Source organism: Mangrovibacterium lignilyticum, from assembly GCF_010882175.1.
Lineage (GTDB): Bacteria > Bacteroidota > Bacteroidia > Bacteroidales > Prolixibacteraceae > Mangrovibacterium > Mangrovibacterium lignilyticum.
Map to the genome: position 1 here is coordinate 25,901 of NZ_WKLH01000004.1, position 24,655 is coordinate 50,555.

Annotated in this window: 23 protein-coding genes; 15 read left to right on the top strand and 8 right to left on the bottom strand. The window is 43.7% G+C overall.

The features are described 5' to 3' along the window. Positions 1-19 precede the first annotated feature (19 nt). Positions 20-223, top strand: a complete 204-nt coding sequence (locus GJV22_RS17725; RefSeq protein WP_163717078.1) for a hypothetical protein — start codon at positions 20-22, stop codon at positions 221-223. 27 nt (positions 224-250) lie between these two features. Continuing rightward, positions 251-880, top strand: a complete 630-nt coding sequence (locus GJV22_RS17730; protein WP_163717081.1) for a class I SAM-dependent methyltransferase — start codon at positions 251-253, stop codon at positions 878-880. Positions 881-976: 96 nt separating this feature from the next. On the opposite strand, the gene GJV22_RS22355 is transcribed toward GJV22_RS17730, so the two are convergent. Beyond that, positions 977-3,274 (bottom strand): NADP-dependent malic enzyme, encoded by a 2,298-nt coding sequence (locus GJV22_RS22355; RefSeq protein ID WP_163717084.1) that lies wholly within the window; start codon positions 3,272-3,274, stop codon positions 977-979. 277 nt (positions 3,275-3,551) lie between these two features. On the opposite strand from GJV22_RS22355, the gene GJV22_RS17740 reads away from it, so the two are divergent. Together GJV22_RS17740 and GJV22_RS17745 are read left to right on the top strand one after the other, a co-directional pair. Next, entirely contained in the window at positions 3,552-4,205 is a 654-nt protein-coding gene (locus tag GJV22_RS17740) for an HAD family hydrolase (RefSeq protein WP_163717087.1), read from the top strand. A gap of 96 nt (positions 4,206-4,301) precedes the next feature. Beyond that, on the top strand, positions 4,302-5,093 hold the full coding sequence (locus GJV22_RS17745) for a tetratricopeptide repeat protein (protein WP_163717090.1): 792 nt from the start codon (positions 4,302-4,304) through the stop codon (positions 5,091-5,093). Between the two features lie 164 nt (positions 5,094-5,257). On the opposite strand, the gene GJV22_RS17750 is transcribed toward GJV22_RS17745, so the two are convergent. Next, positions 5,258-5,770: an NAD(P)H-dependent oxidoreductase gene (locus GJV22_RS17750; protein ID WP_163717093.1), complete on the bottom strand. Its 513-nt coding sequence runs from the start codon at positions 5,768-5,770 to the stop codon at positions 5,258-5,260. Positions 5,771-5,848: 78 nt separating this feature from the next. Next, the gene (locus GJV22_RS17755) at positions 5,849-6,709 is read right to left on the bottom strand and encodes a helix-turn-helix domain-containing protein (protein ID WP_163717095.1); all 861 of its coding nucleotides are present in this window, start codon (positions 6,707-6,709) and stop codon (positions 5,849-5,851) included. 285 nt (positions 6,710-6,994) lie between these two features. On the opposite strand from GJV22_RS17755, the gene GJV22_RS17760 reads away from it, so the two are divergent. The 8 genes from GJV22_RS17760 (at position 6,995) to fmt (ending at position 15,467) form a co-directional block, all read left to right on the top strand. Beyond that, complete coding sequence (locus GJV22_RS17760) at positions 6,995-8,332, top strand: TolC family protein (protein WP_163717098.1); 1,338 nt, start codon at positions 6,995-6,997, stop codon at positions 8,330-8,332. Positions 8,333-8,342: 10 nt separating this feature from the next. Further along, complete coding sequence (locus GJV22_RS17765; RefSeq protein WP_163717102.1) at positions 8,343-9,548, top strand: efflux RND transporter periplasmic adaptor subunit; 1,206 nt, start codon at positions 8,343-8,345, stop codon at positions 9,546-9,548. Between the two features lie 5 nt (positions 9,549-9,553). Continuing rightward, on the top strand, positions 9,554-10,303 hold the full coding sequence (locus tag GJV22_RS17770; RefSeq protein WP_163717104.1) for an ABC transporter ATP-binding protein: 750 nt from the start codon (positions 9,554-9,556) through the stop codon (positions 10,301-10,303). Positions 10,304-10,315: 12 nt separating this feature from the next. Beyond that, positions 10,316-11,536 carry an ABC transporter permease gene (locus GJV22_RS17775; RefSeq protein ID WP_163717107.1) on the top strand — a complete coding sequence of 407 codons (1,221 nt, stop codon included), beginning with the start codon at positions 10,316-10,318 and terminating at the stop codon, positions 11,534-11,536. Between the two features lie 20 nt (positions 11,537-11,556). Continuing rightward, positions 11,557-12,228 carry a ferric reductase-like transmembrane domain-containing protein gene (locus GJV22_RS17780; RefSeq protein ID WP_163717110.1) on the top strand — a complete coding sequence of 224 codons (672 nt, stop codon included), beginning with the start codon at positions 11,557-11,559 and terminating at the stop codon, positions 12,226-12,228. Positions 12,229-12,329: 101 nt separating this feature from the next. Continuing rightward, entirely contained in the window at positions 12,330-13,412 is a 1,083-nt protein-coding gene (locus GJV22_RS17785) for a sensor histidine kinase (protein WP_163717111.1), read from the top strand. 11 nt (positions 13,413-13,423) lie between these two features. Next, positions 13,424-14,140, top strand: coding sequence for a LytR/AlgR family response regulator transcription factor (locus GJV22_RS17790; RefSeq protein WP_163717114.1), 717 nt, complete (start codon positions 13,424-13,426; stop codon positions 14,138-14,140). A 364-nt stretch (positions 14,141-14,504) separates the two neighbouring features. Further along, positions 14,505-15,467, top strand: a complete 963-nt coding sequence (gene fmt, locus GJV22_RS17795) for a methionyl-tRNA formyltransferase (RefSeq protein WP_163717117.1) — start codon at positions 14,505-14,507, stop codon at positions 15,465-15,467. Positions 15,468-15,563: 96 nt separating this feature from the next. Here the strand turns inward: fmt and GJV22_RS17800 are convergent, their stop codons facing one another. After that, complete coding sequence (locus tag GJV22_RS17800; protein WP_163717120.1) at positions 15,564-16,505, bottom strand: glucosaminidase domain-containing protein; 942 nt, start codon at positions 16,503-16,505, stop codon at positions 15,564-15,566. 96 nt (positions 16,506-16,601) lie between these two features. Here GJV22_RS17800 and GJV22_RS17805 point away from each other — a divergent pair, with 96 nt between their 5' ends. After that, a complete protein-coding gene (locus GJV22_RS17805; protein WP_163717122.1) occupies positions 16,602-17,093 on the top strand; it encodes a cytidine deaminase in 492 nt (163 codons plus the stop codon). Positions 17,094-17,163: 70 nt separating this feature from the next. Here GJV22_RS17805 and GJV22_RS17810 read toward each other — a convergent pair whose 3' ends face one another. Together GJV22_RS17810 and panB are read right to left on the bottom strand one after the other, a co-directional pair. Further along, positions 17,164-17,856, bottom strand: coding sequence for an RluA family pseudouridine synthase (locus GJV22_RS17810; RefSeq protein ID WP_163717125.1), 693 nt, complete (start codon positions 17,854-17,856; stop codon positions 17,164-17,166). An 80-nt stretch (positions 17,857-17,936) separates the two neighbouring features. Continuing rightward, entirely contained in the window at positions 17,937-18,752 is an 816-nt protein-coding gene (panB, locus tag GJV22_RS17815; protein WP_163717128.1) for a 3-methyl-2-oxobutanoate hydroxymethyltransferase, read from the bottom strand. Between the two features lie 251 nt (positions 18,753-19,003). Here panB and dnaK point away from each other — a divergent pair, with 251 nt between their 5' ends. Continuing rightward, positions 19,004-20,920: a molecular chaperone DnaK gene (gene dnaK, locus GJV22_RS17820; RefSeq protein ID WP_163717132.1), complete on the top strand. Its 1,917-nt coding sequence runs from the start codon at positions 19,004-19,006 to the stop codon at positions 20,918-20,920. Between the two features lie 52 nt (positions 20,921-20,972). Here dnaK and GJV22_RS17825 read toward each other — a convergent pair whose 3' ends face one another. After that, positions 20,973-21,920: a LysR family transcriptional regulator gene (locus tag GJV22_RS17825; protein ID WP_163717135.1), complete on the bottom strand. Its 948-nt coding sequence runs from the start codon at positions 21,918-21,920 to the stop codon at positions 20,973-20,975. Between the two features lie 107 nt (positions 21,921-22,027). On the opposite strand from GJV22_RS17825, the gene GJV22_RS17830 reads away from it, so the two are divergent. Next, positions 22,028-22,492 (top strand): Dps family protein, encoded by a 465-nt coding sequence (locus GJV22_RS17830; RefSeq protein ID WP_163717138.1) that lies wholly within the window; start codon positions 22,028-22,030, stop codon positions 22,490-22,492. A 73-nt stretch (positions 22,493-22,565) separates the two neighbouring features. Here the strand turns inward: GJV22_RS17830 and GJV22_RS17835 are convergent, their stop codons facing one another. Continuing rightward, positions 22,566-24,374, bottom strand: a complete 1,809-nt coding sequence (locus GJV22_RS17835; protein ID WP_163717141.1) for a glycoside hydrolase family 15 protein — start codon at positions 24,372-24,374, stop codon at positions 22,566-22,568. Between the last annotated feature and the right edge of the window lie 281 nt (positions 24,375-24,655).

Below are 24,655 nucleotides of genomic sequence, written 5' to 3' on the forward strand. Positions count from 1 at the left end.
GTCAGTGAAACGGTATTATTTGGAAAGACTTTATTTTGTCGACTTTGTTACATCAATTTCAGCCGTTTTTAATAAAGATGTTGAAAAACAGCGGATTGTGATTGGTGGGAATGTGCTTGTCCGCTCAGAGAGTATACATTTTGCTAAAGTTGATATAACTCAATTGAATGAGAATGTGGTTTTGAGAGCTATTCAAGATCAATTCAAAATAGTAGTTTCGTGACGCGTAAATGAAAAGAAACAGCTGCTGATGGGAAACTTCGATCGTAAAAAGCATTGGGATAATATCTATCAAACAAAAGATCTTCACGAAGTGAGTTGGTTTCAGCCTAATCCGGAAACTTCACTCAACTTTGTTCACCAGTTTAAGGTGCCATACTCCGCCAAAATAATTGATATTGGAGGTGGCGACAGTCTTTTTGTGGATTACTTACTAGATGAAGGCTACAGCGATATTACCGTTCTGGATATTTCTGAATCGGCCATCGAACGGGCGAAAATTCGTCTGGGAGAAAGGGCTGGTTTGGTAAAATGGCTTGTAGCTGACGCTGCCAACTTTAGCCCATCTGAAAAGTATGACTTTTGGCACGACCGGGCAGCATTTCATTTTTTGACCGATGAGAAAGAGATTTCAAATTACCTGGAAACAGCTCAGAAGAGTATCAACCCGGTGGGAGTTCTGATAATCGGGACTTTTTCAGAACAAGGTCCCCAAAAGTGTAGCGGCATTGAAATTCGGCAGTATTCCGAAAATTCGATGACCGAGAGATTACAGCACTTTTTTGAGAAAGTAAAATGCATTAAAGTGGATCATAAAACTCCCTCCGAAACTATTCAGAATTTTGTGTTTTGTAGCTTCAAAAAAATAGAGCGTGTGTGAGTGATGTGCACTGTCGGACTTTCGGAAATAGAAAAAGCCTGAACATGTGATAACATATTCAGGCTTTTTTAAGCTGTTTGCCGTTTTAGACGTACGTTAGTCGTTCATTTTGTTCTTGTCCGATTCGTTGGTGAAAATTGCATCCAGAGCGGCAATTGTTGCCATGTTCACAATCTCACGAACGGTACTTTCCATCGGTAAAACGTGTACCGGTTTATCAATTCCCAGTAGGATCGGGCCAATGATCTCGTAACCCGAAAGCTCGTGCAGCAACTTATGAGTGATGTTGGCTGTTTCGTGGCTTGGGAAAATCAAGGTATTCACACTTTTATCACCCCATTTGGCAAAAGGGAATTTCTCCATCCGCAGTTTCTTGTTCAGGGCGAAGTTGGCTTGAATCTCGCCATCAACGATGATGTCAGGGTTTTCCTCATGCAACAATTCAACGGCTTTCCGCGGGGTGGCAGGATCACCTTGTTCAACTGATCCGAAGTTCGAGTGCGAAAGCAGGGCGATTACTGGTTCAATGTTAAAGCGGCTTACAGTTCGGTTAACCAGTAAGGTGATTGCTTTCAAGGCTTCGGCATCAGGGTTCGAATTGATAATGGTGGTGTCGGCAAGGAAAATCGGGCCGCGTTTGGCCATCACCATGTACATTCCCGCGATGTGTTTGCCCGGGTTGTTGGTGCCAATAATTTGTTTGATCGGGCGGACGGTATCTGAATATTTGGTGGCATAACCTGACACAAAGGCATCGGCATCGCCCATTTCAACCATCATGATTCCGAAATATTCATTGGCATACATCATCCGGTTGGCTTCCTGTAAGGTAACTCCTTTGCGTTTGCGCTTTTCGAATAAGGCCTGTGCGTAAGATTCGCGTTGAGCAGCTCCTTCTTGTCCGTAAAACTCAAGAATGGTTGCACCGTCAATATCCAATTTGTTTTCCTTGGCCAGCTGAAGAATTCTACTGCGGTTACCCAACAGTATCGGAATACAAATACCTTCCTGAATCATGGCTTGCGCTGCCTGCAACACATTTAAACGGCTGCCTTCAGCCAGCACAATGCGCTTTCCTGAATTTTTTATCCGATCGCGGATGGTGCGGATGAGTGAGTTGTCATGTCCCAGGCGGCGATCCAGTTCGTCACTGTATGCATCCCAGTCAACTTTTGTTTTTCGGGCAACACCTGACTCAATTGCGGCCTTGGCCACAGCGGTTGAAATCGTTGAAATCAGTCGGGGATCAAGTGGCTTTGGAATCAGGTAATCACGTCCAAAGCTGATTGTATTTTGGTTGTATGCTGTTGAAACAATTTCAGGAACTGGCTCCTTGGCCAAAGAGGCAAGTGCTCTCACGGCAGCTATCTTCATTTCCTCGTTAATGGCTTTGGCACGAACGTCCAATGCACCGCGGAAAATATAAGGGAATCCCAGTACGTTGTTCACTTGGTTGGGATGGTCACTTCGTCCGGTACCGAAAATAATGTCGGGACGGGCAGCGATTGCTTTTTCGTAGGCAATTTCCGGATTGGGATTAGCCAGTGCGAAAACGATGGGGGTGTCATTCATCGTGCGAATCATATCTTCAGTTAAGATATCGGCGACCGACAAACCGAGGAACATATCAGCGCCTTTCAGCGCATCTTCGAGCGTATGTACGTCACGACTGGTCGCAAATTCGGTTTTCATGTGGTTCAGGTCGGTCCGCGAACGATGGATGACACCTTTCGAATCGCACATGACCAGGTTCTCGCGTTTCACCCCAAGCGAGAAATATAACTTCGAGCAAGCCATTGCCGATGCTCCGGCACCATTCACCACAACTTTAACTTCTTCAATTTTCTTTCCTGCAACTTCCAGAGCATTCAAAAATGCTGCAGAAGAGATGATCGCTGTTCCGTGCTGGTCATCATGCATCACCGGAATATCCAATTCGGCTTTCAGGCGCTCCTCAATCTCGAAACACTCCGGTGCTTTAATGTCTTCCAGGTTAATTCCCCCGAAGGTCGGAGCGATAATCTTTACCGTTTGAATGAACTTCTCAATGTCCATGGTATCCAGTTCGATATCGAATACGTCGATGTCGGCAAAGGTTTTAAACAGAAGACCTTTTCCCTCCATAACCGGTTTTCCGGCTAAGGCACCAATGTTTCCAAGGCCAAGAACCGCAGTTCCGTTGGAGATAACACCAACTAAGTTGCCTTTGGCAGTGTAGTTGTAGGCATCTTCCGGATTTTTTTCGATTTCGAGGCATGGAACCGCCACGCCAGGGCTATATGCTAAAGAAAGGTCTTTTTGGGTACTGTAAGGTTTAGTCGGAACGACTTCAATCTTTCCAGGTCTGCCTTGCGAATGATATAGCAAAGCGTCCTCTTTGAGTTGTTTTGACATTTTTTTTTGATTTTATTGGAACTCTAAATTTAAGGTTTTCGCAAGAATAATTAGTTGATGCTAATTCTAAATAAAAAACGATCTTGTTGTGAGTCAAATGATAAGAGAGATTGTAGGGTTCCACAATATTTAAATCTTAATAATAGGCTAATTTTGACCATCGTTTCCTACCGATTTGTAGGTGATTCGGACATCGAAAGTACAGGATGCGGTAAAAAAGGAATTGTTTATTTTTGTTTGAAACGAGTGCATTCCGAAACAACAAAGACAATTAGAAATGGTATATAAAGGCGTAATTTTCGATTTAGACGGTACTTTACTGGACACCCTGGACGATTTAACGGATGCGGTGAATGCGGTGATGAAAAAACAAGCTTATCCGCTCCACGATAAGCAGGCAATCCGATCTTTTGTCGGATCCGGACTTCGCTCATTAATGCAGCGGGCAATTCCGGAGAAGGAACGATCGGAGGAAATGATTGGCCAATGTTTTGGGGAGATGATGACCGTTTATCGTGAAAATTATAAAGATAAGACTGCACCTTATTCCGGCATCGCAGGTTTGCTGGATTGGATGGTCGGACAGAATATCCCGATGGCTGTGTTTTCCAATAAAGCCGACGAGTTGACGAAAGGTTTGGTTGCCGAGAAATTGCCCTTCAGCTTTCAGGCGGTGAAGGGCATGACGACAGAAGAACTGAAGAAACCCAATCCGACAGTCGCTTTGGAATTAGCTGCGGTAATGGATCTGAAACCGGAAGAATGTCTGTATGTAGGCGACAGCGATACGGATATGATTACGGCGAATAATGCCGGGATGTATGCTGTTGGAGTGACCTGGGGCTTTCGCGACCGGGAAGATTTGATTAGTTCAGGTGCCCGCCAACTGATAGAAGAGCCGACGGAATTGATGTCGCTTTTTGGAGCCTGACCGGTGTTGCGGTGAATTTGTTTTTTGAGCTGAAAAAACAAATAACTTTTGGTGATGGAGCGAAGTATAAATGCAATGAAAACCAAAACTAACCACATGAAAAAGTCTATTTCAACCATCGTTTTGATGGTCTCGCTCATATTGACCGCCAATTCAACCTTTGCGCAGTTCAGCACTTCGACCATTTCAGGTACTTGGCTTCGGATGGGGCACGATGGCCCGGTTCGCCTTCATTTTACAGCGGATAACGAGGTTGAAGTGGATTTTGGCAATGACCAGTTTGTTGATGTTGTTTCAAGTTATGAGCTGTCGAATGATACCATTTCCTTTCGTGATCAGGAAGGAGCAACCTGTCCTCAACCAGGGACTTATAAGATTTACCGAACAGATGACTATCTCGCTTTTGATCTGATTGATGACAACTGCGGAGGTCGCCTTAAAATGACCATGGGGTTTTGGGTGAAGCCGGATTTTCAGGAGCGGCTGAAATCATTAAGTGCCGAAATTGAGAACACGGGTAATCCGGAATTACGCCTAAACCGTGGTCGGATGTATATGGCCTTGGGGAGGTCTGCTGACGCCAAAGCCGACTTTGATTTTTATTTAACGAAACGGGAACCCGATGCTCGAGTGCTGGTTAATCGTGCCGGAACGCGCTTTCCCTCCGATATGGATGGTGTGATTGTTGATTGCACAGCGGCCCTGAAACTTGATTCGGTTAATAAAAATGCCTGGTTTCTGCGAGGGCTGGCTTTGTACGAAACGGGTAGGGCAGAGGAGGCCTGCAGTGATTTTTACCGGGCTATTGAGTTGGGATTTGCAGTGCTGAAAGAAGCCGAAAGAGAAAAATGTGCTGAGTACTGGAAAGCGATGACCGAGCTTGAATAGAAAAGTGGAGAGGACTGCGGAATTTGGTTTTTATTAAGCTTCCCCGAAAGGTAATTTCATCGAAATTGATTCTGAGTTATGGGAGCACTGGTGTTCTTAAAAAAATCCCTCTTGCGAGATGGCAAAAGGGATTGATATTAAATATAAGTGTGTTTGCTATGGACTTAAGCTAAAATGGCGCTACTGTATTCTTTGGCGTTGGCTTTTACAGCTTCTTCTTCCAATCCGTGGCTGGCACCGTAAATACGGTGTGTTGGCAACACTTCGCAACCGCAAAACTTGAAACTAATCGTCATTGGTTTTAACAAATCATCTAACGATACGCCACCTTCATAAGCTGCTTTGTCGCCACCGGTAGAAGCCGCTAAACGGATTTTCTTACCTTTCATGTTTTCTCCGCCCGGGCCAAAAGCCCAACCGTAAGCCAAAACCTCATCAATGTATTTTTTGAGGGCATAAGGAACGTTGAACCAGTGAATCGGGAATTGAAAAATGATCTCGTCGTATTGCGACAAAAGTTCTTGCTCAGCTTGAATGTCGAATTTCAAATCGGGGTACTTTTCGTACAGCGAATGAACTTTAACGACCTCGCCCAGATTTGCTAATTCTTCAATCCATAAACGGTTGACTAGTGATTGGTTCAGGTTAGGATGGGTTACAACAACTAACTTTGGCATAAATTTAAAATTTAGATTTTCAATGCAAAGTTAGTTTCGGAGATTTGTTTTCGTCTTATCAATTTGCACGGATGATTATCAATCGCCGAATTGAGCGCGGTAAGTTGCGGGCGTGAACCCGGTGTGGGTTTTAAAAAAGCGTGTGAAGTTGGACGGAGCTGAAAAATTGTACTTATAGCTAATCTCAGCAACCGTCATCGGGCTACTTAGCAAATCGGTTTTGCAGGCTTGCAGCAGTTCGTCGCGAATAAGTAAGTGGGCTTGTTTGGCAAAAACCTTCACGCAAAGCTCATTCATTTTATTGCGGGGCATTCCCATCATCTCGGCATATGCCTGTACTGTTTGAGTATTGTGTATGTGTTGTTTTAATAGCGTTCTGAATTGAATGATCTCCGAATTTCTATTCAAATTCGGATCCAGCTCGTGGTAACCGGTATAAAACCGGTTGAAGTGCAGTAGTAGTTGGTAAAGGTACGACTGCAACAAGTATAGGTTGTCGGGGCGGTGTTGCTCCAATTCGCTTCTCAAAGCCAAGATCAATGGACTAATTGCCTGTTTTTGATTTTCGCTTAATGGTAAAACGGGTACCCTTAAACTACAGCTGAAAAAATGAAGTCGGTGTAAAAATGCGGAGTCCTTTAAAAAAGATTCCATGAACTCGCCTTCAAAAAACACCAGATACGATTCATCATCAAATTGAATATCCCACTGCCGCGCTGTTAACGGCGGAAAAAGTACAGCTGTGGGACCTTTTAGTGGTAGTTTTTCCCCCTCGACGATCAGTGTTCCTTCAACCTGGTTGAAAAAGAACAGCTCGTAGAAAGTCGTTGTATGCAACTCGTCCATCGAAGGAGAATAGCTATTTAAATCCCTCACGCGATGGCTGTCAACCAAGAGGTCGTTCCCATTTCCTGATCTTTTAAAATAGATGGTGTGCATCGTTTTCGGGTTAAACCCGGTTTTGTATTTGTTGAATTACAAAGATTGAATTTTTGATTTAAATACGGACGGTTTTTCGCTCTAATCTCAACTCTCGAAGTGTCGAAAATTTGCCCTGATTCGACTCATTCAAACGGACTTCTACAGGTTATTTGTCAAAATCAGTCCAATTGGATTTCTTAAAATCGACCCAAACGTCGGTGAAATCCGCCCAAACTTCGATTGCTTTTTTAATAGCGCAGCACTCCCGGTACATTTGGAGTCAAATCATCAATGTACAGAAAAATGAATCGAAAAAAATTAGTAATAGTGAGTATCCTGTGGATCGGTTCCCTTGTTGGGGTACAAGCCCAAACGCAGACATGGTCACTGGACGACTGCATTGACTACGCGATCAGCAAAAATGTTGATGTGGTGAAGGCGCAGTTGTCGAATCGGGATAGCGAGCTTGATGTGGAACAAAGCAAAGCGAACCAGCTACCCTCATTCAGCGGGTCTGCAAGTACCAATTACAGTTGGAGTAAAGAGGTTTATACCGAATCGGATAACTTCGGCGACAGAAGCCGTTCAAATACCACAAACTTTTCAGTCAATGCAAGTATGACCTTGTTTAACGGGTTCAAATTGAAGAACCAGGTTGAGCAGTCAAAACTCGATTTACAAAGCAGTCAGTACTATTCCGAAGCCGTAAAGGAGTCGTTGGAATTGAATATTCTGAATGCATACCTGCAGGTTTTATATGCGCAGGAGACATTGAATAATTCGTTGGAACAAATCGCCGCTACCCAGGAGGAATTGAATCTGGCTGAAGAGCGAATGAATGTTGGGGTAATTTCTAAATCAGATTACCTGCAAATTAAATCCGAGTTATCGACCGAACGCCTGACAGCAGCCAATGCGCAAAGCACGCTGTCGATTGCCAAGTTGGATTTGATGCAGCTGATGGAACTACCGGTTACAACAGACTTCAGTGTTGAGTCACCGGATTTGACGGTTCTGCTGGCCAACCAAGAGATTCCCAACGCTGCTGATGTTTACGCGCAATCGCTTGGAATAAGACCTCAGATTAAGCAGGTAGAAACAGAATTGGAGAGTGTGAAATTGAATGAACAGATTGCCAAAGCATCGTTGATGCCCAGCTTGTCGCTAAACTCAGGTTTGTCAACCGGTTGGTCGGATAATATTACCGGGTTTGATTATAGCGAACAGTTGAAAAATCAGTTTACACCAACCGTTGGATTGAGTTTGTCTATTCCGATTTTTCAGAATAAACAAGGGACGATCAGTGTGAAGAAAGCGAAGATTGCGACCACGGAGGCTGAGGTTGATCAAATGAATACCAAAAACGAATTGCGCAAAAATGTTGAACAAGCTTGTTTGGATGTGATGACCGCGCAAACGCAGTACGAAGCCAGCATGGAGCAATATGAATCAGCAACTGAATCGTATGACGTAGCTTCGGAAAAATACACCGAAGGGTTGGTGAATTCAGTTGACTTTTTGACCGTGAAAACCACCATGATCACTTCAGAAAGTGACTTTACACAAGCAAAATATAACCTGGTTTTTAGTAGTAAAATACTTGATTTCTATAAAGGATTACCCATTCATTTGACAAATTAAAATCTCAGCCATGAATAAAAAATTGATATACACGATTATTGGGGCAGCCATTATTGCCGGTGGTTCATTCGCCTTCAAAATGTTTGGCGGCAATGCGCAGACGATCGCTGTGAAAACCGAAAAAGTCGGGCGTGCAACGATTAGCAATGTGGTGACTGCTACCGGAACAATTGAAGCAACTGTAACCGTTGAGGTTGGTACGCAGGTTTCCGGACGAATAAACAAGATTTACGTCGATTACAACTCGGACGTTAAAAAGGGGCAGCTGCTTGCAGTGCTGGATACCCAGTCTTTGACATCGACTTTACAATCGAGTGAAGCGTCGCTGAATAAAGCCAAAGCCGAATTCGAGTACCAGGAGGCTAATTACGAACGCTATAAGCGATTGATCGAAAAGAAACTGATTGCTCAGTCGGATTTCGATGAAGTGGTTTACAATTACCAATCAGCCAAAGCGTCACTTAAGTCGGCCGAAGCACAGTACAATACCAATAAAACGAATTTGGGTTATGCTTACATTTATTCACCGATTGATGGAATTGTGCTGGAACGCGATGTGGAAGAAGGTGAAACTGTTGCTGCCAGTTATTCAACTCCGACCTTGTTTACCATTGCCAACGACTTGACTCAGATGGAGATTGAGGCAGATGTGGATGAAGCAGATATCGGTCAGGTGAAATTACACCAACGGGTTGAATTTACAGTTGATGCTTTCCCGGACCGCATATTTCAGGGTTCAGTGAAGGACATTCACCTAAACCCAACGGGAGACGAGTCGGTCGTGACCTACACCGTTGTGATTGATGCTCCGAACCCTGAAAAGATCTTGATGCCGGGGATGACCGCCAATGCTGAGTTTTATGTGACCGAGAAAAAAGACATTGCTGTGATTCCGAATTTGGCTGTTGAATTTCATCCCGATCCCCAACTATTGATGCAATACCAGGAAGCCCATCCAGACGTTCAGGTTCAGATGCCGAACCCGGGTGATGAGCAAGAAGGAAATACCGTTTGGGTGAAAGCGGCTAATAAGATTTATCAGGAAAAAGTGTCAGTCGGAGAAACCGATGAGATTAATTACGAGCTGATTTCCGGTCCGAAAGAGGGAACCGAGTTGATCGTCTCTATGACTTCACAAAACGGCGAAGTGGCACAGGCCGACGAAGCGGCAAGAAGTCCATTTATGCCAACGCCTCCGGGAGGCAATAAAAAATAAGCGTTATGAGCAAAAAGATTATACAAGTTCAGGAATTGAAGAAAGACTTCCATGTGGGTGATATTACAGTGCATGCACTGAAAGGAATCAACCTGGAAATTGAAGAAGGAGAGTTCGTTGCCATTATGGGAACCAGTGGTTCCGGAAAATCGACCATGCTGAATATTCTGGGATGTTTGGATAAGCCGACTTCCGGCACTTACTCCCTAGATGGGGTAAGCATGGGAGGACTTAACAAGAACGAGCTGGCCGGATTGCGGAACAATAAGTTGGGGTTTGTTTTCCAGTCTTACAACCTGCTTCCGCGTACGACCGCCCTGGAAAATGTCGAGCTGCCTTTGTATTACAACACCCGCATTCGTGCGAAAGAACGTCGCGAACGGGCGCTGGAAGCGTTGGAAGCCGTGGGCCTTGCAGATCGGATGCATCACATGCCCAATCAAATGTCGGGTGGGCAGCAACAACGGGTAGCCATTGCGCGCTCACTGGTTAATGATCCCCGCGTGATTTTAGCCGATGAAGCAACCGGTAACCTCGATACCCGCACCTCATACGAAATTATGACCTTGCTTCAGGAACTGAATGATCAGGGGAAAACCATCATTTTCGTGACACATGAGAGCGATATCGCCCGCTTTATGAAACGCAATGTGGTTTTTAAAGACGGTCGCATTGTGAAAGAAGAATGGGTTAAAGACCGGTTTAATGCCAAACAAATGCTGGCCGATCTACCAGTCGATCAGGACGTCATTTAAACGTGAAAAAACATGAATTACACAAACTCAATAAAAATAGCGGTTAACGCCATCAGACGAAACAAGTTTCGGGCTTTCCTGACCATGTTGGGAATCATTATTGGTGTGGCTTCGGTTATTGCCATGCTGGCCATTGGACAGGGATCGAAGAAAAGCATCCAGGATGAAATGTCGTCGATGGGAACCAACATGATTTTTGTGATGCCGGGAACGGATCAACGCGGAGGTGTTCGGATGAGCGCCAGTGAAATGCAGACCCTAAAACTGGATGATGTTGAAGCTATTCGTCAAAGCTGCCCGGCTATTTCTGCGGTATCTCCCGTAGTGAGCTCGTCCGGACAGGCGGTAGTTGGCAACAACAACTGGCCAACTACAGTTTACGGAGTCAATGATGAGTACCTGGGAATTCGGAAATATGAAGTTGAAACGGGCCGAAACTTTTCGGATCGCGAAGTACAGACGTATGCCAAAGTCTGTTTGGTTGGTCAGACAATTGTTGAGAACCTTTTCCCGGATGGTGAAAATCCGATTGGACAGTCGGTCCGTATTGGAACGATTCCATTCAAAATTATCGGCATTCTGTCTGAAAAAGGAGAAAATGGCATGGGACAGGATCAGGATGATTTGATCATGGCGCCATACACCACTGTTCAAAAGAGGATGCTGGCGATTACTTACATTCAGAATATTTTCGCTTCGGCAGCTTCCGAGGGCCAAAACGATGAGGCAATTGAGCAGCTCTCTGAAACGTTGCGCAGAACACACAAAATAAAGGCTGCTGATGCAGATGATTTTAATGTTCGTTCACAGGCTGAAATGGTGCAAACATTTTCGTCAATCAGTGACGTGATGACCGGCTTGCTCGGTGCTATTGCCGGAATTTCACTCTTGGTTGGTGGTATTGGTATCATGAATATCATGTATGTGTCGGTAACCGAGCGAACCCGTGAAATCGGCTTACGCCTTTCGGTCGGTGGACGCGGTAATGACATTATGACTCAGTTTCTGATCGAGTCCATTTTGTTGAGCGTCAGTGGCGGTATTATTGGTATTTTACTTGGTCTTGGTGCCTCAGCCGGTGTTTCTGCTTTTATGAACTGGCCAACCGTTATTATGCCGATGTCGGTGATTTATGCTTTTGCGGTTTGTTCGCTGATTGGTGTGTTCTTTGGCTGGTATCCGGCTCGCAAAGCGGCAGCTTTAAACCCAATTGATGCACTTCGTTATGAATAATTAATCAAAGGATTAGAACTATGAATTGGATCAAAAGTAATTGGAATTGGATGCTTGTCGTTATCATTGGGTTTTTACCGCTGACCGGCATCCTCGCGATGATTAACCTGGATTTTTCTTCATCGGCGGACTCCTGGATATCGATGGATTCATTAACTGTTCCAGGCAGGAATCCGGGTGACGCTCCACGTATAATCTCAGGAGCTCATATGGCAGTGAAGGAAACCGGCGAATGGGCAATTCGCTGGTTAGTCGCTATTCTTAGCTTAAGTCCGATTGCTATTCTCACCGGTATCAAATCCCGCTTATATGTGAGACAAACGATGGGAATAACAGCATTTGTTTATGCCGCGCTGCATTTCCTGTTTTTTTGCATCGATAAAAGCTGGGTGGAGACGTTTAAGGAATTTGGATTTGTGTTGGGATTGCTTGCAACGCTTGTTATGCTGGTTTTGGCCATCACCTCAAACCGCAAATCCATGAGATACCTCCGAAAAAAATGGAAGAAACTGCACCGGATGGCGTACCTCGCCGGTTTTCTGGCAGTGTTGCACGTTGTTTTATTAGAGCACGGAAGTTGGGCTCCTTACCTGGCTATTTTGGTAGTCGGCTTCATTTTGCGGACCACCTTTGTGAAAAGCAAGATCTCCCGGTTAAGAACAAAGAAGACCGTCGAATATGTTACAGCTTAATTTCACGGGAAGCGAAGTGGAACTTCTATTCAGGGGAGATCGCAACATCTCCTTCCTTTTTCGAGCAAATAATTATCTTTGGTTAAAATGAATCATTCTTGATGCAATTTACTTTACACTCCAATAATCGTCTGACTATTTTGCTCCATGCCTTGGGCTGGTGCATTATCCTGTTCATTCCCCGTTATTTGATAACAACTTACGGTGGAAGTCAGGGAAGTCATTTCCTGCACCAGTTTTATTTCAATGCGGCAGTGTACGGTACGATTTTCTATTTGAACTACCTGTGGCTGGTGCCGAAATATTTCATAGAAGATAAGAAAATCGCCTATTTCCTATTAGCTGCTATTGTCGTAGTTGGGTTGTATTTCCTGATGCATTATGTGAATGAATTTATTTTTCATGAGCCGGAGCACGAAGCAAAAATGGCCAGATTGATGGCTGAGCTGAATCAGGAGAAAGGTGAGTCCCGCCCGCCAATCGAGCAGTTTAAGATTTACAATTATTTCTCAACTGCCGCTTTGATAACCGGTTTTTCATTAGGATTAGGTGTCATACAGCAATTGTCGAAGAATGAGCAAAAGCGAAAAGAACTGGAGAAGGAAAAACTGAACTCCGAGTTGGCCTTCCTGAAAAGCCAGGTTAGCCCGCATTTCTTCTTCAATACACTGAATAATATTTATTCACTCATCGAAATTGACACCGAGGAGGCACAGGCTGCTGTCCTGAGATTGTCGAAGTTAATGCGCTATTTGCTGTATGATTCGGACAACGGGAATTCAAAGTTGATTGAGGAAATCAACTTCATGAACAATTATATCGACCTGATGAAATTGCGTGTTAGCAATAAGGTTGACCTTGTTGTGAACATGCCCGAGCAAGTTCCCGATATCAGCATTCCCCCTTTGCTGTTTGTCGCGTTTATTGAAAATGCGTTTAAGCACGGGGTTAGTTACCGGGAGCATTCGTTCATTCATATCAATATGACTATTGATGACAATGTGCTCCGGTTTGAGACTCAAAATAGTCTTGGTAAAAGCGGAGGTGAAGGAGAATCAAAGCATTCCGGAATCGGTCTGGAGAACGTGAAGAAACGACTGACCCTGCTGTATCCCGATAAGCATGATCTGCGGATTAGTCGGACCAATGATACCTTTAAAGTGAAACTGGAAATTGAGATTTAAAAAGGCTGACTATGAAAATCCGCACAATAGCGATCGACGATGAGCCGCTGGCTCTAACCCTTTTATCCGGCTACGTGGAGAAAACACCTTTCCTTGAACTGGCAGGTTCGTTTGACAATCCGCTGGATGCCATGGAATTTTTGTCGGAGAATGAGGTCGATTTGATTATTCTCGATATTCAGATGCCTGATTTAACCGGAATTGAATTTGCCCGGGTTCAGGAGACAAAGGCTAAACTAATTTTCACCACAGCCTACGAGAAGTACGCCTTGGAAGGCTTTAAGCTGAATGCAATCGACTATTTGTTGAAACCATACAGCTACCAGGAATTCCTAACGGCCGTTAACAAAGCAAAAAAACAGCTCGATTTGGAGCAGGGTGCTGCCACCACGATGGAAGCCAATAACCAGTTCCTTTTCCTGAAATCGGAGTATAAAATTCGCCGGATTAACTTCAACGACATTTTATACATCGAGGGAATGAAGGACTATGTGAAAGTTTACCTGCTTCACGAAGAAAAGCCGGTTCTTTCAATCAGTTCGGTCAAGGCAATCGAAGAAAAGTTGCCGGCCGGTAATTTTATGCGGGTACACCGTTCGTTTATCGTCAACCTCGATAAAATTGAAGTGATTGAGCGCAGCCGGATCGTGTTTGGAAAAACCTATATTCCGGTTAGCGAGCAATACAAGGAGAAGTTCCAGAATTACCTGAACCGGAATTTTTTGTGATGGCGCGGGGCCGAAGCCTCCAATACACGGCTACCAGCCAATCGCCCGCCGGGGATAGTCAATTTCCCCGATGTACTTAAGCCAATCCCGCGGGGGATAATCAATTTCCCCAATGTACTTAAGACGATCCCTTTGGGGATAGCCTATTTCCCCCATGTACGCGGCTTGTTCCCCAAGGGGATTGTGGCTTTCCCCCATGTACTTTTCATTTTCCCCGATGTACCCGACTATTTCCCCAAGGGGATAATCACCGTCCCCAATGGACCAGGCATTCTCCCCGGGAGGATTGTTGTTCTCCCTCGGGGGTTTGCCGCTATCCCCGATGTTTGTACTATCTTTGCACCAAAATTATTCAACAGACGTTATGACCGGAAAAGATTTACGGATTGTATTTATGGGAACGCCCGATTTTGCCGTGGCCAGTTTGAAAGCATTGGTTGATGGCGGTTATACGATTGCAGGTGTCATTACCGCACCCGATAAACCCGCTGGCCGGGGGCGCCAGTTGCAACAATCGGCAGTGAAACAATATGCCGTTGAGCAAGGGCTTCATGTGATGCAACCCGAAAAGTTGAAAAATCCGGAATTTATCAGCGAATTGGAAGCGTTGAAAGCCGATTTGCAGGTGATTGTTGCCTTCCGAATGTTGCCCGAAGTGGTTTGGCGCATGCCTCGTTTGGGCACCTTCAACCTACACGGATCGTTGTTGCCGCAGTATCGCGGAGCTGCCCCCTTGAACTGGGCGGTGATGAACGGCGACAAAGAAACAGGTGTCACAACTTTCCTGCTTTCGCACGAAATTGATACCGGAGCCATTCTTTTTCGCGAGAAAATTACCATTGGCGACGACGATAATGTGGGTGACATTCATGACCGGCTGATGGAAATTGGCGCCACGCTTGTTGTTAAAACGGTTGACGCTTTAGCCGCCGGAAACTTTCAGGCAATTGAGCAGGATGACATGGGAGCTGAAACTTTGAAGCCGGCTCCGAAAATATTTAAAGACGATTGTAAAATTGACTGGACAAAACCGGCTGTTGCAGTTCGGAACCAGATTCGGGGATTGTCTCCGTATCCGGCAGCCTGGACCGAACTGATCGACGGGAAAGGGAAGGCGTTGGGATTGAAAATCTTTAAGGCTGAAATAGAACCCTTGAATGGAGCCGCACCGGGAACACTGGAGACCGATGGTAAAACGTATCTCAAAATTGCGGCTTCGGATGGCTGGCTTGCGATTTCGGATTTGCAACTGTCGGGTAAAAAGCGGATGGCAACAGCCGATTTTCTTCGTGGCGTTCAGGATCCCGGTCAATTTAAAGTGCAATAAGAATTTATCGAAATAGCGGAACAAAAAAAGCTGACAGTCCACAAAGGATGTCAGCTTTTTCAATTCTTAAAGTTATGCTTAAGGTCGATTTACTCGCTATCTGGGTTTTTTGTCTCTGAGATAAATGACGGTTCCGGCAACCGGCCGTTCACCATATCTCATCCGGTTTAACCGATACAGTTTTTTAAGGCGAATGCCATACCGTTGCGACAGGTAGTGCATCGTATCGTCCGATTGGAAGACATGTGTTTTGAAACTTCTTAGTGCTTTGTTTCTTTTGGGAACGATGTAGAGGATTTCGTTCACTTTGATGCGGTGCTCCTCCGGCAGGTCATTGTATTTATACAATTCCCACATTTTCATATCAAATTCGTTAACAATACTCTGAGGAGTATCGCCCGATTTGACCACAATTGATTTTAAGCCGTTGCGGAATACAACTTTGCGGGTTTGATAAGGATTGATCAGATTTTTTGCTGGCTGTTTGGGACTGCTGTCTGTTGAAATCATGTCAATTTGCTGCCCGTCGACAACATGGTCGTAAACATACAATTTGTAGTCTTCAATGATTTTGATCAACGATTCGGCGTAGTGCGGAGCAGTGGCATAGCCCGCTTTTTTTAACCCGCGTGCCCAGCCTTTGTAGTCGGTAATTTCCAGTTGAAAGAGCCCACTGTAACGGGGGTTTGCAATCAGAAAATTACTGTGGTCGATAAATGACTCTTCCACCGAGTTGTAATGGCGGAAACACTCATTACGCATGTCATCATCGTGAAAAACGCGCTTTCCTGTCCAGTTACTTTTACATTTTATCCCGAAGTGGTTATTTGATTTTTGGCTCAGTTCGCTGTTCCCGTTGCCCGATTCGAGGCAGGCTTGTGCTAATTTAATGCTTGCCGGGATGCCGCAGCGTTGCATTTCGTGTACGGCGAGAGTCCGGTATTTTTGAATGTATTCCTCCCTGGTCAGCACACGCTGGGAAAAACTTACTAACGCAAGAGCGCATAGGGAAATAAGTAAACCAATTTTCCTGATCATAGTTCTTGTTTTCAACTTATAATAAATGCCAGCCCGTCCCGTTCGTGCACAAATACAATTTAAAAGATGTATTTTTGAAAAAAAGGCTTCCAGAATATGCGAACAAAAGAAATCAAAATATTGGTAACCGAATGTAAAAATTTGGAAGAGTTAATAACAACCGATCGTGAATTAGTTTTAGCAGCCAGACGGATTGCGGAAACCGCTTATGCACCCTACTCGATGTTCAAGGTTGGGGCGGCACTGCTATTAGAAGACGGGAAGGTGGTTACCGGCAGTAACCAGGAAAACGCCGCAACACCGGTGGGCGTTTGTGCCGAACGGTCGGCCTTGTTTTGGGCCAATTCCAACTACCCCGAATCAGCTGTGACCGCGATTGCTGTGAGCGCGATTGATCAGTCAGGGCAACAAGCATTGCGTTTAAGTCCTTGTGGGATCTGCCGTCAGGCGTTATTGGAAAGCCAGCACCGTTTTAAGAAGTCCATCCGGGTGATTCTTGACAGTCGAAATAAAATAGAAATACTGAATAGTATCGAGAGTTTGTTGCCTCTCAGCTTTAACGGCGATGCGTTGAATAGTGTTGAATAAGCACCTTCGTCGATATGTTTGAAGCAAATAAAAAGCTCCGTCAGGTTTGGCGGAGCTTTTTTATAGCGATTTATTCTTTTAAATCTTTGATCAGAATCAATTCATCCCAAATGGCATCGCCTTTGGGTGGACGGGCAACAATTTTAATTGGTACCTTTTTTATCGGATGAATAAACTCTAGTTTCCGGGCGTGCAGGTGAATACCACCATTGGTGTTACTGCGATCCGATCCGTACTTTAAATCTCCTTTGATGTGACACCCAATGGCATGCAGCTGAGCCCTGATCTGATGGTGACGGCCTGTCTGCAAATCAACAACCAGCAAATGGTAGCGATTCAATGTGGCTTTGTGCACATAGCTTAAGCTACAAAGCTTCGAGCCTTTTTTCTGTTTCTTTGAAGCAAAACTTTTATTCTTGGTTTCGTCCTTCCACAGGTAATGTTCCAGTGTTGCTTCCTCTTCTTCCGGCAATTCGGCAACAACGGCCCAATAGGTTTTTTTGATCGCTTCTTTGTCCTGAAACATTTCGTTTAAACGAGTCAGGGCTTTACTGGTCCTGGCAAAAAGAACAATTCCACTGGTTGGCCGGTCCAGCCGATGGGGAGATCCCAAATAGACATCGCCGGGTTTATTGTATTTCTCTTTGATGTAAGCTTTAACCTGGTCAATTAAAGTCTCATCACCGGTTTTGTCACCTTGTACGATTTCGCCGCAAGCCTTGTTGACAGCAATCAGGTGATTATCTTCGTATATAACTTGCATTTTAACAAGAGGTTTTAAGTTTAAAGTTTGAAGTTCAAAGCTGGTCAACTCAAAACTTTAAACTCGCAACTGGTAACTGATTAATATTGTTCGAGATCGTTCGGGAAATCTTTCGATTTGACATCCGATACGTAATGTGCCACTGCACCTTTGATTTCGTCGGCCAGGTTGAGGTAGCGACGAAGGAAACGCGGAGAAAACTCCTGTGTGATACCCAACATGTCGTGAATGACCAAAACTTGCCCGTCAACGCCATTACCGGCTCCGATACCGATAACCGGGATATGGAGCATTTCAGCAACCTTTTTTCCTAATGAGGCCGGGATTTTTTCCAAAACGACTGAAAAGCAACCTGCTTCTTCCAGTAACCGGGCATCTTCAATCAGTTTATTCGCTTCTTCTTCTTCTTTGGCGCGAACCGAATAAGTTCCGTAACGATTAATTGATTGTGGCATCAATCCTAAGTGTCCCATGACAGGAATACCGGCAGTCAGAATCCGATCGACAGACTCGATAATTTCTTTTCCACCTTCCAGTTTCACCGCATCAGCGGCTGTTTCTTTCATAATGCGAATGGCAGAGTGCAAAGCTTCTTTACTATTACCCTGGTATGTTCCAAAAGGAAGGTCGACAACAACTAATGCACGGTTGACAGCTTTACGCACTGAGGCTCCGTGATAAATCATGTTGTCCAGTGTCATCGGAAGGGTTGTTTCATTTCCGGCCATCACATTTGAGGCAGAGTCGCCTACCAAAATGACATCGCAACCGGCCTGATCAACCAGTTTAGCCATACTGTAATCGTAGCTTGTTAACATGGAAATTTTTTCACCTCTCAGTTTCATTGCTGACAAAACGTGAGTGGTTACCCGCTTAACTTCTTTATGTACTGACATCTTTTAAAACTTTATTTCAGATTGCAAAGTAAGTAACTTTTATCGAATCCGGCGGAATTCCCTGAACGATAAAATTACAGCCCGATTTTATGTCGTTTTGTCACCAATCCTGTCAGCATGAATTTCAGGAGACGCCGTATTGTGTCAATTTTTCACTTCAGACGACTGTTTTTTCCTTGGCATAAGGTTTGAATAAAACTGAGCGTGTTCAATTAATTCAAATTGCTAATAAATTAAAAACTATAGATAAGATGGGAAAAATTATTGGAATCGACTTAGGAACAACAAACTCATGTGTTGCCGTAATGGAAGGTAACGAGCCTGTTGTAATTCCTAACAGCGAAGGGAAAAGAACCACTCCGTCAATTGTTGCTTTTATTGAAAATGGAGAACGGAAGATTGGAGATCCTGCCAAACGTCAGGCTATTACCAACCCGCAAAAAACGATCTCTTCGATCAAACGTTTTATGGGTGAAGGTTTTTCAAATGTAAGTAAAGAAGTTGGCCGTGTACCTTATACTGTTGTAAAAGGTGACAACAATACACCTCGTGTACAAATCGACGATCGCAAATATTCACCACAAGAGATTTCTGCAATGATTCTTCAAAAAATGAAGAAAACTGCTGAAGATTACTTGGGACAAGAAGTTACTGAAGCTGTTATTACAGTTCCTGCATACTTTAACGACGCGCAACGCCAGGCAACCAAAGAAGCCGGTGAAATTGCCGGTCTGACAGTTCGTCGGATTATTAACGAGCCTACTGCTGCATCATTGGCCTACGGTTTGGACAAAATGCATCGGGATATGAAAGTTGCCGTATTCGACTTGGGTGGTGGTACTTTCGATATCTCTGTTTTGGAGTTGGGTGATGGCGTATTCGAAGTAAAATCAACCGATGGTGATACGCACCTTGGTGGTGATGACTTTGACCAGGTAGTTATTGACTGGTTGGCTCAGGAATTCCAAAACGAAGAAGGCATTGACTTGCGTAAAGATCCAATGGCTTTGCAACGTTTAAAAGAAGCTGCAGAAAAAGCAAAAATCGAATTGTCAAGTTCTACATCAACTGAGATCAACTTGCCGTATATTATGCCGGTAAATGGTATCCCAAAACACTTGGTGAAAACATTAAGCCGTGCCAAATTCGAGCAATTGGCTGACTCGCTGATCAATGCAACGATTGAGCCTTGTCGCAAAGCATTGCAAAATGCCGGCATGACTTCAGCAGACATTGACGAAGTAATTTTGGTTGGTGGTTCAACCCGTATTCCTGCTATTCAGGAAAAAGTACAACAGTTCTTCGGTAAAGCTCCTTCAAAAGGTGTAAACCCGGATGAGGTTGTTGCTGTAGGTGCTGCAATCCAAGGTGGTGTGTTAACCGGTGAAGTAAAGGATGTATTGTTGTTGGATGTTACTCCGCTTTCATTGGGTATTGAAACCATGGGTGGTGTAATGACAAAATTGATTGAAGCCAACACCACTATTCCAACTAAAAAGTCGGAAACATTTACAACTGCTGCCGATAACCAACCTTCAGTTGAGATTCACGTGTTGCAGGGTGAACGCCCAATGGCAAACGGTAACAAAACAATCGGACGTTTCCACCTGGACGGAATTCCACCAGCACGTCGTGGAGTGCCTCAGGTAGAAGTTACTTTCGATATTGATGCCAACGGTATTTTGCATGTAAGTGCGAAAGACAAAGCCACCGGTAAATCACAATCAATCCGTATCGAAGCTTCATCTGGTTTGAGCGATGACGAAATCAAACGGATGCGTGAAGAAGCAGCAGCAAATGCTGACGCTGATAAAGCTGCCCGCGAAAAAGTTGATAAACTGAACCAGGCTGACAGTTTGATTTTCCAAACTGAAAAACAAATGACTGAGTTCGGAGATAAACTTCCAGCAGATAAAAAAGCGCCTATCGAGGCTGCATTGAATAAGCTGAAAGAAGCACATAAAAATCAGGATGTTGATGCTATTGATGCTGCAACTGCTGAGCTGAACCAAGTGTTTCAGGCTGCTTCGCAAGATATGTACAATGCTCAAGGTCAACCAAACGGACAGCCCGGACCAGACGGCGGTGCCCAACCTGGACCTGATGCTGGTGCTAAATCGTCGCAGGACGGTGAAGTAACCGATGTGGACTTTGAAGAAGTAAAATAAAAAACCACGCGATTATATTGGAGCCCTGACAGTTTCGCTGTCAGGGCTTTTTTTATAGTCTAATTTTTGTATCCAGTGGAAGATGTGCTGGCTTTTCCTTCATCCTTGCGGGAATGTTATCACTCATCACGTCCAGAAAAACCTGGGCTGTTTTTTTCAGCCCGGTTGTTTTCAGGTAAGCAGCGCTGATTTCCCTTGTAGGAATTGGTGACGCGATGTCTTTGATCATGCTTTCATATTCAGCGGGGATATTACTTGTTGCCAATTCCGGTATAAATGTCAGCCCTCCCTGGTTTTCTACAATCCGTTTCAACGATTCGATAGAATTTGACATGTAGTTGAACGGGAGTTCATCTTTGTCCTGATTACTCATTTGACAAACTGAATTTACTTGATTTTGAAAGCAATTCCCTTCGTGTAAGTACCACAGTTCGTCCATATTCAAGTCTTTCAGATCAATCTCATCTGCCACGTATAAAGGATGCTTTTCGGATATATACAGATAAAAACGTTCGTAGAACAAGGGAATAAAACCGATATTTTTAGCTTTTACCGGAGTTGAAATAATACCTAAATCGATCTCATTGTGTGTTAGTTGAGACATAATATCTTCTGTCTTTAGTTCTACAATATTGATTTTCAAGCCCGGGTATTTTTCCTTCAGCCTGTCGATAAATAGCGGTGCTAGATAAGGAGATAGCGTTGGGATGATTCCAACTCGGAGCGTTCCTTCTACTTTATTTTCCATGTCCAGACTTAGTTGATCTAAATCGTCAACCAACTGTACAATTTGCAGCGCTTTCTCGTAGAATATTTCTCCTTCTTCTGTCAGGGACAATGGTTTCTTGGTTCGATCGATTAGTGTGAAGTCGTATTCTTCTTCCAATTTCTGAATTTGAAGGCTCAACGCCGGCTGGGTAATATCCAATACTTTGGCAGACTCAGTAAAGCTTTTGTGACGAACTAATTCAATGAAATACCTTAATTGGTTGAAATTCATATACTATAAATTTAATTAATAGGTGCATAAAAATAGTAAATATTGCTTATGGTATATTTGTAGTAACAAAAAAATAAAGACAGATAAATAATTAAAAGATAGTAACTATGAAAACAGAAGTAAAAAACAACACAGTAGATGTTTTATTGGTCAATGAGTTAAATCAATTTGTGGCAGACTTGCAAATTCACTATCAAAACCTGCGTGCATTTCATTGGAATGTAAAAGGAAATATGTTCTTTGTCCTTCACGCTAAGTTCGAAGAATATTATACCGAGACAGCAGAAGTAATTGATGAGGTGGCAGAACGGATACTAATGGTTGGAGGTCAGCCGTTGCACGCTTTCTCTGATTATTTGGCGAATGCCAGTTTGGATGAAATTAGAAATGTAACTGATGGTATAACAGCTGTCAAGTATGTGATCGCTCAATCGGAGCTTCTTCTGGAGCAGATGAATAAAATTCAGGCTGATGCTGCTGACAGAGCTGATGAAGGAACCAATGCGTTGTTTAGCGGTTTGATCAGCAATACCGAGAAAAGAGTGTGGATGTTGCGTACATTCCTGGCTTAATAATACATACAAGAGAATACAAAAAAGGGATCTTAGCAGATCCCTTTTTTGTATATGAAAATACAGCGTTTGCTCAATGAATGTAATCCATGATTTCTTCTTCGTCGGTTATTTCGCTGTTCGAAATTGTGATAGCCGTTTCGATTAAAGCCAGATGAGAATAGGCTTGCGGAAAGTTCCCAAGCATTCTTTTTGTTTCAAAATCCAAATCTTCGCTAAACAGTCCCAGGTGATTGGAATAAGTCAACAGTTTTTTATACTTCTGGATAGCTTCTTTCTTTCGGCCAATTTTATAGAGGGCGTTGATCAGCCAAAATGAACAAATGGTGAAGGCTGATCTTGGCGTTCCGAAATCATCTTTATTCCGATAGCGGAACATCAACCCGTTATATTCCAGGTCTTTTTGTATCGCGAAAACCGTATCAACATAGCGCTGATCGGTGGCTGAAATAAAACCATAGGTTTCCATGAGTAATACCGATGCATCCAGATCTTCGGAGCCATAGGCCTGAGCGAATGCATTTTTCTTTTCGGACCAGGCATTTTTATGGATGTCTGCCGATATCCTGTCGCGGAGGATAGTCCATTTGTCAATATATCGTTCGCGTTTGAGTAGTGCCGCAATTTTGACTGCCCGGTCAACGGCAGTCCAGCAAAGCACCTTGCTGAAGGTAAAATGTTTATTTTCACTTCTGATTTCCCAGATACCGCGATCCGGTTTTTGCCAATTGTCTTTGACAACTTTGATGATGTTTCGGACAATCGTCCAAAGTTCCTCGCTATGTTCCAGGCTATTGGTGTATAACTCGAAATGCTGATAAATTACATCGAGTAAAATGCCGTAAATATCGTTTTGTTTTTGTTTGTAGGCGGCGTTCCCAACCCGAACCGGGTACGAATTTTCATAGCCGGAAAGATGCCCGAGTGTTTGTTCTGTTAATTTCTTCTCACCGCGAATGCCATACATGATTTGCATTTTTTCATCTTTTTCGGGCAAAATGTCGATGATGAAGTTCAGGTAGTGGCGTGCCATTTTGAAGTGGCCTAGCGAGGTCATGATTTTCACGACCATTGATGCGTCGCGAATCCAGCAGAAGCGGTAATCCCAGTTGCGTTCCTCCCCAATAGTCTCTGGTAACGAAGTTGTTAAGGCAGCTAAAATAGCACCACTTTTGTCGAAGCTCAACATCTTAAGGGTGAGTGCACTGCGGATAATCTCTTCCTGGAAAACCTTGAAAAAAGTTGTTCTTTCAGACCAATTCAGCCAATACACCTTTGTTCGCTCCAGTTTTAGTTTTGATCGTCTGACATTTTGATGCAGTAATTTTTGGTTGTAGCTGATCAGGCAGAATTCATCCTTGGTCAGTTTTGCTGTTTTTGACCCGTCGAAAACAGTTAAATCGATGCTGGAATAGAAATAAAGCGAATCGTAAGGACCTTTGGTTGTGGATGATTTGATGTAATCCTGCTCAATCTCATTTTTAGTTTCGTGGATACCATATTCGAGTTGCGGCTGATAATGAAATACAATTTCCGGATCGCCCACGATATGTTTGATGTAGCGGACCAAATCGGGTGGAGTATAGTAAGCATCATTATTATCGATTCGGTACCGAGGCATGAAATCATGAATTTCAAAAACGCCATCCAAACAATGAAATCTGGTTACCAGAATGTTGGTTCGTTCGACATAGTGTTGTGTCGTGTTTTCAAGGTATTTTGGGGTGACAGAAAAGATACCTCCCTTTTGCTTATCCAAAATCGATGCAAAAACCGATGAGGAGTTGAATTGGGGCAAACAGAGCCATTCAACAGATCCTGTTTTTGAAATTAAAGCGGCACTCCTGCAATTGCCAACTATTCCGTAATCTAAGTTCTCCATATGTAAATATTATAAGGCTAGTCAAAGATTCTATACTGTTAAATATTTTGTTAACTAAGGAAAAATGACTATATTCGTAGCTCTTAATCAGAATGTCTGTTTATTGATGAGCCTTACTTTTAGCTCTTCATCCTAATTCTCAAACTTAGGCATTCTGTTCCGAAGCACCTGTATGAGGTGATATACCGGAAATGCCACATAAGCTATCCAACATTTTGCAGGCGAATATGTTGATACTACTGAACGTGGTTTTAGAAACAAATGATTTAAGATTAAAATAA

Coding starts and splice junctions, on each gene's coding strand:
- GJV22_RS17770 (WP_163717104.1), top strand. CDS start 9,554: ATGAGCAAAAAGATTATACAAGTTCAGGAATTGAAGAAAGACTTCCAT.
- dnaK (WP_163717132.1), top strand. CDS start 19,004: ATGGGAAAAATTATTGGAATCGACTTAGGAACAACAAACTCATGTGTT.
- GJV22_RS17780 (WP_163717110.1), top strand. CDS start 11,557: ATGAATTGGATCAAAAGTAATTGGAATTGGATGCTTGTCGTTATCATT.
- GJV22_RS17800 (WP_163717120.1), bottom strand. CDS start 16,505: ATGATCAGGAAAATTGGTTTACTTATTTCCCTATGCGCTCTTGCGTTA.
- GJV22_RS17750 (WP_163717093.1), bottom strand. CDS start 5,770: ATGCCAAAGTTAGTTGTTGTAACCCATCCTAACCTGAACCAATCACTA.
- GJV22_RS17790 (WP_163717114.1), top strand. CDS start 13,424: ATGAAAATCCGCACAATAGCGATCGACGATGAGCCGCTGGCTCTAACC.
- GJV22_RS17785 (WP_163717111.1), top strand. CDS start 12,330: ATGCAATTTACTTTACACTCCAATAATCGTCTGACTATTTTGCTCCAT.
- GJV22_RS17810 (WP_163717125.1), bottom strand. CDS start 17,856: ATGCAAGTTATATACGAAGATAATCACCTGATTGCTGTCAACAAGGCT.
- GJV22_RS17730 (WP_163717081.1), top strand. CDS start 251: ATGGGAAACTTCGATCGTAAAAAGCATTGGGATAATATCTATCAAACA.
- GJV22_RS17755 (WP_163717095.1), bottom strand. CDS start 6,709: ATGCACACCATCTATTTTAAAAGATCAGGAAATGGGAACGACCTCTTG.
- GJV22_RS17760 (WP_163717098.1), top strand. CDS start 6,995: ATGAATCGAAAAAAATTAGTAATAGTGAGTATCCTGTGGATCGGTTCC.
- GJV22_RS17805 (WP_163717122.1), top strand. CDS start 16,602: ATGCGAACAAAAGAAATCAAAATATTGGTAACCGAATGTAAAAATTTG.
- GJV22_RS22355 (WP_163717084.1), bottom strand. CDS start 3,274: ATGTCAAAACAACTCAAAGAGGACGCTTTGCTATATCATTCGCAAGGC.
- GJV22_RS17745 (WP_163717090.1), top strand. CDS start 4,302: ATGAAAAAGTCTATTTCAACCATCGTTTTGATGGTCTCGCTCATATTG.
- GJV22_RS17740 (WP_163717087.1), top strand. CDS start 3,552: ATGGTATATAAAGGCGTAATTTTCGATTTAGACGGTACTTTACTGGAC.
- GJV22_RS17825 (WP_163717135.1), bottom strand. CDS start 21,920: ATGAATTTCAACCAATTAAGGTATTTCATTGAATTAGTTCGTCACAAA.
- GJV22_RS17765 (WP_163717102.1), top strand. CDS start 8,343: ATGAATAAAAAATTGATATACACGATTATTGGGGCAGCCATTATTGCC.
- panB (WP_163717128.1), bottom strand. CDS start 18,752: ATGTCAGTACATAAAGAAGTTAAGCGGGTAACCACTCACGTTTTGTCA.
- GJV22_RS17835 (WP_163717141.1), bottom strand. CDS start 24,374: ATGGAGAACTTAGATTACGGAATAGTTGGCAATTGCAGGAGTGCCGCT.
- GJV22_RS17775 (WP_163717107.1), top strand. CDS start 10,316: ATGAATTACACAAACTCAATAAAAATAGCGGTTAACGCCATCAGACGA.
- GJV22_RS17830 (WP_163717138.1), top strand. CDS start 22,028: ATGAAAACAGAAGTAAAAAACAACACAGTAGATGTTTTATTGGTCAAT.
- fmt (WP_163717117.1), top strand. CDS start 14,505: ATGACCGGAAAAGATTTACGGATTGTATTTATGGGAACGCCCGATTTT.